The organism is Arthrobacter antioxidans, assembly GCF_023100725.1.
Classification (GTDB): Bacteria; Actinomycetota; Actinomycetes; order Actinomycetales; family Micrococcaceae; genus Arthrobacter_D; species Arthrobacter_D antioxidans.
This window is the reverse complement of sequence record NZ_CP095501.1, coordinates 2895460-2908295: the sequence shown is the minus strand read 5'-3', so window position 1 is coordinate 2908295 and position 12836 is coordinate 2895460. Positions and strand designations below refer to the sequence as shown.

Below are 12836 nucleotides of genomic sequence, written 5' to 3'. Positions count from 1 at the left end.
GGCTTACCGCTAAGCTCGACCATATGCTCGAAGCATTCTCCTCCGGTGACATCCGCTCCGCGGAGGCACCACTCCTCGACGCCGGCCACGGTGACGCCCTGATGCAGCGGGCTGCCCACGGCCTGTTCGGCGTGGTCCTCGGACTCCTGCGCGACGCCGGCCGCGGCACCTACGGCGCCACCGCCGTCGTGCTGGCCGGGAGCGGGAACAACGGCGCGGACGCGCTGTACGCGGGGGAGCGGCTCCTGCGCCGCGGTGTCGGGGCCACGGCGGTCCTCATGGCGGACCGCGTCCACGACGCGGCGCTGGAGGCCTTCACGCGCGCCGGCGGGACGAGCGTCCGGCTGGCCGACGCCGCGGACATCGCCGCGCTGGCCGCCCATGCGGCCGCCGCCGACATCCTCCTCGACGGGATCCTCGGCACCGGTGCCCGCGGCGGCCTGCGCGGGACCTCCGCGGACTTCGTCCGGGCCTTCGACGCGGCGGCCGGTCCGCGCACCGCCCGGTCCACGATCGTCGTCGCCTGCGACGTGCCGAGCGGCATCGGCGTGGACACCGGCCGTGTGGACGGGCCCGTCCTCGCCGCGGATGCGACCGTCACCTTCGGGGCCGCGAAGCCCGGCCTCCTGATCGGCGCCGGCGCCGTGGCGGCCGGCGAGCTGAACGTGGTCGCCATCGGCCTCGATCTCTCCGGGTTCACGCCGGCCGCACGCAGCCTCCAGGGCTCCGACGCCGCAGCCCTCCTCCGCCTGCCCGGCGCACACGACCAGAAGTACTCCCGCGGGGTGCTCGGCGTCGCCGCGGGTTCCGCGCTCTACCCGGGAGCGGCCGCCCTCGCCGTCGGGGCAGCATTGGCGACCGGCGTCGGGATGGTGCGCTACCTCGGGCCCGAGGCCGTGGCAGCGCTGGTCCACCAGCGGAACCCCGAGGTGGTGGCGTCGACGGGATCGATCGCCGAGGCGCAATCGCAGGCCTGGCTCGTGGGCCCCGGCGCCGTGGACGACGACGACCAGCGCCGGCGGGCCATCGACGCCATGGCGTCGGGACTGCCCGTCGTCGTGGACGCGGGAGCGCTCGCCGCGGTGCCCGACCGCGTGGGACCGCAGGTCATCCTCACGCCGCATGCGGGGGAGCTGCGCGAGCTGCTCGCAGCCCGCGGTGTCGACGTCGAGCGGGCCGACATCGAGGCGGAACCCGCGCACTTCGCGCTGCGTGCCGCCGAGAGCACGGGCGCCACGGTGCTGCTCAAGGGGTACACGACCGTCGTCGCCGCACCCTCCGGTGCCCTGTTCGTCCAGGCCGACGCGACGCCGTGGCTCTCCACCGCAGGGTCCGGGGACACGCTCGCCGGCATCCTCGGCGCGCTCACGGCGACGCTCGCCGAGGACGACGGCGCGGCGGACCGCGTCGGCGTGGCGCCCACAGACCTCTGGGCGGCGATCGCCGCGGCAGGAGCCCTGATCCACGGACGGGCCGGGCAGCTCGCTGCCCGCTCCGGACCCGTGGTGGTCTCCGGCCTGCCCGGACCCATCCGCGCCGTGGTCGCGGACCTCGTGGAGGAGCGTCGCCTAGCCGCAACTACGTAAGGCGACCGACGCAGTCAACCGCGCGGACATCCGAATGCGCTATGCATGAAGCAGGCACGCGGGGCATCCCCCGACGCCTGCGAGCAACACCGTGACCGCCCATGGAGGCGGCCACGGCAGAAGATACAAGGAGAACTCATGGAACTATGGCCCGGCGACGCGTATCCCCTGGGAGCCACCTACGATGGCACCGGAACGAACTTCGCGCTCTACAGCGAGGTCGCCGACCTCGTTGTCCTCTGCCTCTTCGACGACGACGGCACCGAGACGCGCATCGAGCTCAAGGAGGTCGACGGCTACGTCTGGCACGGGTACCTCCCGCAGGTCTCCCCCGGGCAGAAGTACGGCTACCGGGTCCACGGCCCGCACAACCCGGCCGAGGGACACCGCTGCAACCCCAACAAGCTCCTCCTCGACCCCTACGCGAAGGCCATCTCCGGCGATCTCGACTGGGACCAGGCGCTGTTCGGCTACAACTTCGGCGACGAGCACTCCGTCAACAACGAGGACTCCGCGGCGCACATGATGCTCGGCGTCGTCGTCAACCCGTTCTTCAACTGGGACGGCGACCGCATGCCGCGGACGCCCTACCACCAGTCCGTCATCTACGAGGCGCACGTCAAGGGCCTCACGCAGCTGCACCCGGACATCCCCGAGGAGCAGCGCGGCACCTACGCCGGCATCGCCCACCCGTCGGTGATCGCCCACCTGCAGAAGCTCGGCGTCACGGCGATCGAGCTCATGCCCGTGCACCAGTTCGTCAACGACAGCACGCTCCAGGAGAAGGGCCTCTCGAACTACTGGGGCTACAACACCATCGGCTTCTTCGCGCCGCACAACAAGTACAACTCCTCCGGCGACCAGGGCGAGCAGGTCCAGGAGTTCAAGGCCATGGTGCGCGAACTGCACCTGGCGGGCATCGAGGTCATCCTCGACGTGGTGTACAACCACACCGCCGAGGGAAACCACATGGGCCCCACCATCTCCATGCGTGGCATCGACAACGCGTCCTACTACCGCCTGGTGGAGGACGACAAGCAGTACTACATGGACACCACGGGTACCGGCAACTCCCTCAACGTCGGGAACCCGCACTCCCTGCAGCTGCTCATGGACTCCCTGCGCTACTGGGTCACCGAGATGCACGTCGACGGCTTCCGCTTCGACCTGGCCTCCGCCCTGGCCCGCGAGTTCTACGAGGTGGACCGGCTGTCGGCCTTCTTCGAACTCGTGCAGCAGGACCCGGTGGTCTCGCAGGTCAAGCTCATCGCCGAGCCCTGGGACGTCGGACCCGGCGGCTACCAGGTGGGCAATTTCCCGCCGCAGTGGACGGAGTGGAACGGCAAGTACCGCGACACGGTCCGTGACTTCTGGCGCGGCGAGCCCTCCAGCATCGGCGAGTTCGCCTCCCGCCTGACGGGCTCCGCGGACCTCTACGAGCACAGCATGCGCCGCCCCGTCGCGTCGATCAACTTCGTCACGGCCCACGACGGCTTCACGCTGCGCGACCTCGTGTCCTACAACGAGAAGCACAACGAGGCCAACGGCGAGGACAACAACGACGGCGAATCGCACAACAGGTCGTGGAACGGCGGGGCCGAAGGCCCCACGGACGACCCCGAGGTCCTCGCGATCCGTGCCCGCCAGCAGCGGAACTACATCGCGACACTCCTGCTCTCGCAGGGCGTGCCGATGCTGCTGCACGGCGACGAGCTCGGCCGGACGCAGGACGGCAACAACAACACCTACTGCCAGGACTCCGAGATCAGCTGGGTGCACTGGGACAAGATGGACCAGCCACTGCTCGAGTTCACGGCGGCCGTCAACCGTCTCCGCTCCGAGCACCCCACCTTCCGCCGTCGCCGGTTCTTCGACGGGCGCCCCGTGCGCCGCGGCGAGGGCGAGGCGCTGCCGGACATCGTGTGGCTCGACACCACGGGCGAGCTCATGGCCCCCGAGGACTGGGACAGCGGCTTCGGCCGCTCGATCGGCGTCTTCCTCAACGGCCACGGCATCCAGGGGCGTGACGCCCGCGGCCAGCGGATCGTCGACGCCAACTTCCTGCTGTACTTCAACGCGCACGACGAGGCCGTGGACTTCACCATCCCGTCCGACGAGTACGGCACCTCGTGGGACGAAGTGATCGACACGGCCGGCAAGTACGCCGACACCGCGTCCATCCCGGCCGGCGCCACCGTCTCGGTCGAAGCGAAGTCCATGGTGGTCCTGCGGGTCCACACCGTGGTCGAGGACCTCGACCACTCGGTCGCGGCGTCCCTGGCCATCCTCGCCAACGAGGTCACCGCCAAGACCGGCACCCCCTAGCACGACCCCGACAGGTACACCCAACCCCACCGTCCCAGGAGGACCCCCCACGTGTTGACACCGAAATCGACCTACCGGCTGCAGATCCGGAGCGAGTTCGACCTGCATCGGGCCGCGGCCCTGGTGCCGTACCTGCACGACCTGGGGGTGGACTGGGTGTACCTGTCGCCGATCCTCACGGCGGAGAAGGGGTCCGGGCACGGCTACGACGTCACGGACCCCGCCACCGTGGACCCCGACCGCGGCGGTCCGGACGGCCTCGCTGCCCTCAGTGAGGCCGCCCGGGCGGCGGGACTGGGCGTGCTCGTCGACATCGTGCCCAACCACATGGGCATCGAGACCCCCGCCGACAACGCATGGTGGTGGCAGCTCCTGGCGGAGGGTCGCGGCTCGCGCATGGCGGAGGCGTTCGACGTCGACTGGGACGCCAACGGCGGGCGCATCCGCGTCCCGGTCCTCGGCGACGGCGACGACGAGCTGGACCGGCTCGCGGTCGTCGACGGCGAACTGCGCTACTACGACAACCGGTTCCCCATCGCGGAGGGCACGGCCCACCCCGGTGACACGGGGGCGGAGGTCCACGCCCGCCAGCACTACGAACTGGTGAACTGGCGTCGCGCCGATGCGGAGCTCAACTACCGGCGGTTCTTCGGCGTGAACACCCTCGCGGGCCTGCGCGTCGAGGTGCCGTGGGTGTTCCAGGAGAGCCACAGCGAGGTGAAGCGGTGGTTCGACGAGGGGCTCGTCGACGGCCTGCGCATCGACCACCCCGACGGTCTCGCCGATCCGAAGGGCTACCTCGAGGACCTCCGCACCCTGACCGGCGGTGCCTACGTCCTCGTGGAGAAGATCCTCGAGCCGGGGGAGAAGCTCCCCACCGACTGGGCGACCGAGGGAACCACCGGGTACGACGCCCTCGCGGACATCGACCGGCTGTTCACCGACCCGGCAGGGGAGCACGAGCTCACGCAGTCCGTGCCGGTGGCGCCGTTCCACGAGATGATCCACGGGACCAAGCGCGGCATCGCCGACGGCATCCTCCGCTCCGAGGTGCTGCGGCTCGCGCGGCTCGTCCCCGCGTCTGCGGGCCTGGACGCCGACGCCGCGGCCGACGCGATCGCCGAACTCCTGACCTGCTTCCCCGTGTACCGCAGCTACCTCCCCGGCGGTGCCGAGTACCTCGCGGACGCCGTGCGGGACGCCCAGGTGCGCCGCCCCGACCTCGCGGACACCCTCGCCGCGCTCCACCCGCTCCTGAACCCGTTCCTCGAGGGTCCGGGGGAGCTCACCGAACTGGCCCGGCGCTTCCAGCAGACCTCCGGCATGGTGATGGCCAAGGGCGTGGAGGACACCGCGTTCTACCGGTACTCCCGGCTCGTCTCGCTGAACGAGGTCGGGGCCGACCCGTCCATCTTCTCCATCGATCCGCTGGAACTGCACCGCCGCCTGCTCGAACGGCAGGCCGAGAGCCCGCTGGCCATGACGACCCTCAGCACGCACGACACCAAGCGCAGCGAGGACACGCGGTCACGCATCTCCGTCCTGTCGGAGCTCGCGGGTGAGTGGACGGGCCTCCTCGGCCGGCTCGAGGAGCTCGCCCCCATCAAGGACCCGACGTTCGCGCCCCTGCTGTGGCAGTCGCTCATCGGGGCCTGGCCGCTCAGCAGGGAACGGGCCCACGCCTACGCCGAGAAGGCATCGCGCGAGGCCGATTCCAGCACCCACTGGACCGCGCCGGACGAAGGGTTCGAACGCGGCATGCACGACGCCGTCGACGCCGCCTTCGACGACGCCGCCGTGGTGTCGCTGATCTCGGGTCTCGTCGACCGGATCCAGCAGGCCGGCTGGTCCAACTCGATCGGCCTGAAGCTGCTCCAGCTCACCATGCCGGGGGTTCCGGACATCTACCAGGGGACCGAGTTCTGGGACACGTCCCTCGTGGACCCCGACAACCGCCGCGAGGTGGACTACGACGCGCGCCGGCAGGTACTGACGGACATCGACTTCGGTGCGCTGCCCCCGGTGGGTGAGGACGCCCACGCGAAGCTGCTCGTCGTCACCCGCGCCCTCAAGCTGCGCCGCGACCGCCCCGAGCTGTTCACCGGCTACACGGCGATCACGTCCTCGGGTGAGGCAGCGGACCACGTCTTCGCGTTCGACCGCGGAGGGGCGGTCACCCTGATCACGCGCCTGCCCTACACGCTCGCGCAGGGCGAGGGCTGGGGCGACACCACGCTCGAGCTCCCCGAGGGCCGCTACACCTGCGCCCTCACCGGCGCCTCGGTGAGCGGCGGGACCGTCAGGGCGGCCGACCTCTTCTCCACCTTCCCTGCAGCACTACTGGTCCAGGAGGACGCAGCATGAGTTCGCCATTCGAGGTCTGGGCGCCCCGCGCCGCGTCCCTCACCCTCGTCGCAGACGGCGCCCGCTACCCGATGACGCAGGGTGGAGGCGGCTGGTGGCATGCCCCGGAGGCGACGGCCACCGGGGACGTGTCCTACGGCTACCTCGTCGACGGCTCCGAGACGCCCGTGCCCGACCCCCGGTCGCGGCGCCAGCCCGACGGCGTGCACGGACTCTCGCGGACGTTCGACGCCGCAGCGCACCAGTGGCAGGACGGATCGTGGCGGTCCCCGGGGATGAACGGCGGCGTCATCTACGAGATGCACCTCGGCACGTTCACCCCCGAGGGAACCCTCGACGCCGCCATCGGCAAGCTCGGCCACCTGGTGGACCTCGGCGTCCAGTACGTGGAACTGCTGCCCGTCAACGCGTTCAACGGCACGCACAACTGGGGCTACGACGGCGTCCTCTGGTATGCGGTGCAGGAGACGTACGGCGGGCCCGCCGCCTACCAGCGCTTCGTCGACGCCGCACACCAGCTGGGACTGGGCGTCATCCAGGACGTCGTCCACAACCACCTCGGCCCCAGCGGCAACTACCTCGGGCTCTTCGGCCCCTACCTCACCGAGGGCCAGTCCACCTCGTGGGGCGACTCCCTGAACCTCGACGGCCCGCAGTCGGACGAGGTCCGGAACTACGTCGTCGAGAACCTGCTCATGTGGTTCAGGGACTACCACGTGGACGGACTGCGCCTCGATGCAGTGCATGCGCTCCACGACGAGCGCGCGGTGCACATCCTCGAGGAGTTCGCGGCCCGCACGGACGAGTGCGCGGCGGAGCTCGGCAAGCCCCTGTTCCTCATCGCCGAATCGGACCTCAACGATCCGCGCCTGATCCAGGCCCGCGACGTCGGCGGCTACGGCCTCGCCGGGCAGTGGAGCGACGACTTCCACCACGCGGTGCACGTCAACCTGACGCGGGAGACCGAGGGCTACTATCTCGACTTCGACTCGGTGGGCGCGCTCGCCAAGGTCCTCGAAAAGGGCTTCTTCCACAACGGGACCTATTCGTCCTTCAGGGAACGTCACCACGGCCGCGAGATCGATCCGGCCGGGGTCAGCCCCCTGCAGCTCGTGGTCGCGACCCAGAACCACGACCAGATCGGCAACAGGGCCGCCGGCGACCGCATCAGCGCCACGCTGAACCCGGCGCAGCTCGCCCAGGCCGCCGTGCTGAACATCCTCGGCCCGTTCACGCCGATGCTGTTCATGGGCGAGGAGTACGGGGCGTCGACGCCGTGGCCGTTCTTCACCTCCCACCCGGAGCCGGAGCTCGGCAAGGCCACCGCGGAAGGGCGGCTCAGGGAGTTCGAGCGCATGGGCTGGCGCCCGGAGGACGTCCCCAACCCGCAGGACCCGGCGACCTTCGCCTCGGCCAAGCTGGACTGGACGGAAGCGGGGCAGGGACACCACGCCGAACTGCTGTCCACCTATCGTGAGCTCATCCGCCTGCGCCGGTCACGACCGGAACTGCGCGACCCCGACTTCGGCAGCATCTCCGTGGACTACGACGAGGACAGCCGCTGGATCGTCCTGCGCCGGGGCAGCACCGCCGTCATGCTCAACCTGAGCGACACGCTGGTGACCGTCCCGGTGGGCGGCAGCACCGCGGAGGTCCTGCTGTCCACGGTCGACGGCGTCGGGCTGCTGGCCGACACCGTACAGCTGCCGGCCCACGCCTCCCTGGTCGTCGACCTGGGCTGAGCCTGGATCAGGACTCTGCAAGGGTTTCGACAGGAGTGGGGGTCCACCGGCCGAAGGGTCGGTGGACTCCGGCATACTGGCTGGAGATTCTTCCACCCGGGAGGCGAACCCCCTGAGCGTCCGGAGACGGGACCGGGAAGAACGAGGCGGCAGGAACACCATGACCCTGGACATCACCACACTGCGGGTTGCCTTCGGCGCCGTCGCGATCACCCTGCTGGTGCTGTTCTACACCGTGGCGTTCCGCCAGACCCGCTCCGCCTACAGTGCGTGGTGGTGTGCAGCGATCCTGTTCTTCTGCATCGGGTCCTCCATCCACCTGCTCGACGGCACCCACCACCAGGTCTGGGCCAACCCCGCGGCCAACACCCTGTCGGTCATGGGAACGGTCAGCGTGTGGGCCGGGGCGCGGACCCTGCGGACCGGCAGACCCCGCCGGCTGCAACTCGCGGCGGCGCCGCTGCTGACGCTGCTGGCCTCGGTGGTCGACAGCCCGGCGACGAACTCGTGGTCCGGCGGAGCGGTGTTCCTCGGCATGATGGCCCTGACGATCGGACTCGCCTCGTGGGAGCTGTGGCACCTGCCCAGCAGCTACAGCAGGGTGCAGGCGCCGCTCGCGGTCGCCTCCGGGGCCGTCGCGGTGCTCTACCTGGCCCGGTGCATCGCGTTCGTCGTGGGAGGCTCGGACGGCTACGTGTTCACCACCTTCTTCGATTCGAGCATCACGGCGCTGGTCACCCTGGTCCTTCTCGTCATCGTGTCCTTCAGCGCGGCCGCGCTCAGCGCCGAGCAGATCGCGGCCGACCTGCGGACGCGCGCCGACCGGGATGCCCTGACCGGACTGCTCAACCGCGCCGGCTTCCTCGACCTCGCGCACCTGCACGTGGACCGGCTGGCGCGGACGGAACGGCCGGGGGCGCTCATCCTCGCCGACCTCGACTTCTTCAAGGCGATCAACGACACCCACGGCCATGCCGCGGGTGACAGTGTGCTGAAGGCGTTCGCGCAGGCGTGTTCGGAGACGGTCCGGATCACGGACCTCGTGGGACGTTACGGAGGCGAGGAGTTCATCTTCCTGCTGCCCGGCGCCTCGGTCTCCAGGACCGAGGACATCACCCGCGACGTGAGTCTGGCGCTGCGCGTGCAACCCACGCCGGGTGGCTTCGTGATGCCGACGGTGAGCTACGGCATCTCCTCGATCGAAGCATCCGGCTACGACCTCGAGGCGGCGATCGCCGCGGCCGATCGGGCGCTGTACACGGCGAAGGCCGGGGGGCGGGACAGATCCGTCCAGGCCGTCGGCTCGGCGGACCGGCGGCACGGGACCTCCCCGGAATCTCCCGACGACAACGTCAGGGTCTGAACCGGGCCTCCGGCGGACGATCACGCCCGGGTGTCGGTGCGCTGGCACGAGCACTACAGTGAGCACAGCGCTGCCCGTGCCGGTCGTGGTCCCACTGCCAGAAAGGTGTCAATGATGAGCGAGGATTCCATGGTGGACCGGGGCATGCCGTCGTCCCATCACGGCGGCGGTGAGCGGGTGCGTGATCTCGCCACGGAACTGGCGGAGCTCGCCAGGGTGCTGCAGCAGGAACCGGACTCGGACGCGATCCTGAGCGGGTTCGTGCACGCGGCCATCGACCTGATCCCGGGGGTCGACGAGGGTTCCGTCAGTGTCGTCCTGGGACGCAGGGACGTCGGGTCCCGTGCCCCGTCCGGGGACCTGCCCGCGCGGATCGACGCGCTGCAGGTGGAGACCGGCCAGGGTCCGTGCCTGGAGGCGGCGTACGAGCACCGGACGGTGCGGGTCTCGGACATGGCGCACGAGCAGCGGTGGCCGCTGTTCGCCCGGCGCGCCACGGAGGCCGGCGCCCGGGGGATGCTGTCCATCCAGCTGTGGGTGCAGGGCGATGACCTCGGCGCCCTGAATCTGTACTCGTACGAGGCGGACGCGTTCACGGACGAGTCGGAGAACGTGGGCCTGCTGGTCGCCTCCCATGCGGCGGTGGCGTTCGCCGAAGCCGAGAAGACCCGGCAGCTCCATGAGGCGGTGGACTCCCGGGACGTGATCGGCCAGGCCAAGGGCATCCTGATGGAACGCCACAAGATCACCGGTGAGCAGGCGTTCATCGTGCTGTCCATGGCCAGCCAGCGCACGCACCTGAAGCTCTGGAGCGTCGCCGATCACCTCATCAGCAGCGGCGACCTCCCCAGCAGGAAGAACGCTCAGTAGCAGTTCGTTCCCCCTACTCCCTTTCCGCACACCCTTTCCGCCCGGTACGGCGTGCGGAAACGGCCTGTCGCGTGGCAGATCCGCTTCGGGCCGTGTGTGTCCTAGGGTGGACGGGACCAGTGAGGGGGAGTCCGCATGGCCTGCAACGGCTGCACGACATCATCGAAGCTCGACTTCGAATTCAGCATGGCCTTCCAGCCGATCTACGACGCCGTCGACGATCGCGTCTGGGGCTACGAGGCGCTGGTGAGAGGCCTGGCGGGCGAGGGTGCTTTCGAGGTCCTGTCGAGGATCTCGCCCGAGCAGAAGTACCGCTTCGACCAGGACTGTCGCATCAAGGCGATCGAGCTGGCGTCACGCCTGTTCCCGGCGGACGAAGAGGTGAAGCTGTCGATCAACTTCATGCCCAATGCGGTCTACGAACCGGCCGCCTGCCTCCGTGCGACACTGCTCGCGGCCAGGCGATGCAGTTTCCCGACGTCGTCGATCATGTTCGAGTTCACGGAGAACGAGGAGGTCGCGGACACCGCCCACCTCACGAACATCATCACCGAGTACCGCAAGCACGGTTTCACCACCGCCATCGACGATTTCGGTGCCGGCCATGCAGGACTGGGGCTCCTGGTCGAGTTCCAGCCCGATCTGATCAAGATCGACATGCTGCTCGTCCGGGGGATCGACAGCAGCCTGGCCCGCCAGGCCGTCGTCGCCGGCATCGTGGGCATCGCCGAGGACCTCGGCATCACGGTGCTCGCAGAGGGGATCGAGACCGAAGCGGAGTTCGTGTTCCTGAAGGAAAGGGGCATCCGCCTGTTCCAGGGCTACTGGTTCGCGAAGCCGGCCTTCGAGGAACTCCCGCAGGTGCGCATCGGATCTGCTCCGACGATCAGCGCCGTCGCCTAGCCGTAGTCCGCAGCGACCGTGGGGCGCCGGGAATCCCGGCCGCCGGGTGGCCGGCGACACCACGTGCTCCTGCGCCGTGCGGGAGGACTCACCTAGGATGAGGCAATGACCTATCACCCTGCCGAGAGCCGCTATGAATCGATGCCGTACCGCCGGGTGGGGGTGAGCGGGCTGCAGCTGCCCGCGGTGTCCCTGGGGTTGTGGCACAACTTCGGGGACGACAAGGCGTTCGGGACGCAGCGGGACATCCTGCGGCGGGCGTTCGACCTCGGCGTGACCCATTTCGACCTGGCGAACAACTACGGCCCGCCGTACGGGAGCGCGGAGACGAACTTCGGCCGGCACCTGAAGGATGATTTCCGGCCGTTCCGGGACGAGCTCGTGATCTCCACGAAGGCCGGCTACGACATGTGGCCGGGCCCCTACGGCAATTTCGGGTCGCGGAAGTATCTGCTGGCGAGCCTGGACCAGTCGCTGGAACGGATGGGCCTGGAGTACGTGGACATCTTCTACAGTCACCGCCCCGATCCGGACACCCCGCTGGAGGAGACGATGGGGGCGCTGGACACGGCGGTGCGCTCGGGACGGGCCCTGTATGCGGGGATCTCCTCGTACTCGCCGGAGCGGACCCTGGAGGCCGCGGCGATCCTGCGGGATCTGGGGACGCCGCTGCTGATCCACCAGCCCTCGTATTCGATGCTGAACCGGTGGACGGAGAACGGGACGCCGAATCTGTTCGAGGCCCTGGAGCAGGTCGGGGCGGGCTCGATCGCGTTCTCCCCGCTGGCGCAGGGCCTGCTGACCAGCCGGTACCTGGACGGGGTGCCCGAGGACTCGCGGGCCGCGGCGGGGAAGTCGCTGGACCAGGGCCAGCTCAGTGCGGAGAACCTGGACCGGATCCGGGGCCTGAACCGCATCGCGGAGGGTCGTGGGCAGTCGCTGGCGCAGCTGGCGATCGCCTGGATCCTGCGGGACCAGTCCAAGGGCACCCCGGTGACGTCGGCGCTGATCGGGGCCTCCAGCGTCCGCCAGCTCGAGGACAGCCTCGCCGCGGTCGAGCGCCTGGACTTCACGGCCGAGGAGCTTCACGCCATCGACGAGTACGCCGTCGAGTCCGACATCAACCTCTGGGCCAACGCCCTCAAGGCCTGATGCTGCAGTTCCGGATGGCCGTCCCGGAGGACTGGCCAGCCATCTGGGACATCCTGCGACCGGTGGCCAGGGCCGGGGAGACGTACTGCTGGGTCCCTTCGATGGACGAGGCGGCGGGGCGGCGCGAGTGGCTGCCGGGGCCCTCCGGGGCCGATCGGACGCTCACGGTCTTCGTCGCGGTGGACGGTGACTCCGACCGGGTGGTCGGCACCGCCCAACTCCACGCCAACCGGGGTGGGAACGGCGCCCACGTCGCGAACGCCTCCTTCCTGGTCGCGGCCGACGCCGGCGGGCGGGGTGTGGGCCGGGCCCTGGCCGGTCACGTACTCGGGGAGGCGCGGGCGGCGGGCTACACGGCGATGCAGTTCAACGCCGTCGTCCAGACGAACGAACGGGCCGTCGCCCTCTGGGTCTCGCTGGGCTTCGCGATCGTCGGCACCGTCCCGGGCGCCTTCCTCCATCCCACGGCCGGACCGACGGGCCTCCACATCATGCACCGCTTCCTGTAGGGGCAGGGCGGACGCCGGGACA

At 69.9% G+C, this 12836-nt stretch carries 9 protein-coding genes; all 9 read left to right on the top strand.

Annotated features, from left to right (window positions below; translation table 11 throughout):
• Positions 1-23 precede the first annotated feature (23 nt).
• The 9 genes from MWM45_RS13385 to MWM45_RS13345 all read left to right on the top strand — a co-directional run bounded on the left by MWM45_RS13385 (position 24) and on the right by MWM45_RS13345 (position 12814).
• Positions 24-1586: a bifunctional ADP-dependent NAD(P)H-hydrate dehydratase/NAD(P)H-hydrate epimerase gene (locus MWM45_RS13385; protein ID WP_247826883.1), complete on the top strand. Its 1563-nt coding sequence runs from the start codon at positions 24-26 to the stop codon at positions 1584-1586.
• Positions 1587-1724: 138 nt separating this feature from the next.
• Positions 1725-3911 (top strand): glycogen debranching protein GlgX, encoded by a 2187-nt coding sequence (glgX, locus tag MWM45_RS13380; RefSeq protein WP_247826882.1) that lies wholly within the window; start codon positions 1725-1727, stop codon positions 3909-3911.
• 51 nt (positions 3912-3962) lie between these two features.
• Positions 3963-6275 (top strand): malto-oligosyltrehalose synthase, encoded by a 2313-nt coding sequence (treY, locus tag MWM45_RS13375; RefSeq protein ID WP_247826881.1) that lies wholly within the window; start codon positions 3963-3965, stop codon positions 6273-6275.
• Positions 6272-8017 (top strand): malto-oligosyltrehalose trehalohydrolase, encoded by a 1746-nt coding sequence (gene treZ / locus MWM45_RS13370; RefSeq protein ID WP_247826880.1) that lies wholly within the window; start codon positions 6272-6274, stop codon positions 8015-8017. The genes treY and treZ overlap by 4 nt, the downstream gene beginning before the upstream one ends.
• Before the next feature lie 160 nt (positions 8018-8177).
• Entirely contained in the window at positions 8178-9380 is a 1203-nt protein-coding gene (locus MWM45_RS13365; RefSeq protein WP_247826879.1) for a GGDEF domain-containing protein, read from the top strand.
• Between the two features lie 111 nt (positions 9381-9491).
• Positions 9492-10250, top strand: a complete 759-nt coding sequence (locus MWM45_RS13360; RefSeq protein ID WP_247826878.1) for a GAF and ANTAR domain-containing protein — start codon at positions 9492-9494, stop codon at positions 10248-10250.
• A 186-nt stretch (positions 10251-10436) separates the two neighbouring features.
• Positions 10437-11153: an EAL domain-containing protein gene (locus MWM45_RS13355; RefSeq protein ID WP_247826877.1), complete on the top strand. Its 717-nt coding sequence runs from the start codon at positions 10437-10439 to the stop codon at positions 11151-11153.
• A 105-nt stretch (positions 11154-11258) separates the two neighbouring features.
• A complete protein-coding gene (gene mgrA, locus MWM45_RS13350; protein ID WP_247826876.1) occupies positions 11259-12305 on the top strand; it encodes an L-glyceraldehyde 3-phosphate reductase in 1047 nt (348 codons plus the stop codon).
• Positions 12305-12814 carry a GNAT family N-acetyltransferase gene (locus MWM45_RS13345; protein ID WP_247826875.1) on the top strand — a complete coding sequence of 170 codons (510 nt, stop codon included), beginning with the start codon at positions 12305-12307 and terminating at the stop codon, positions 12812-12814. The genes mgrA and MWM45_RS13345 overlap by 1 nt, the downstream gene beginning before the upstream one ends.
• Positions 12815-12836 lie beyond the last annotated feature (22 nt).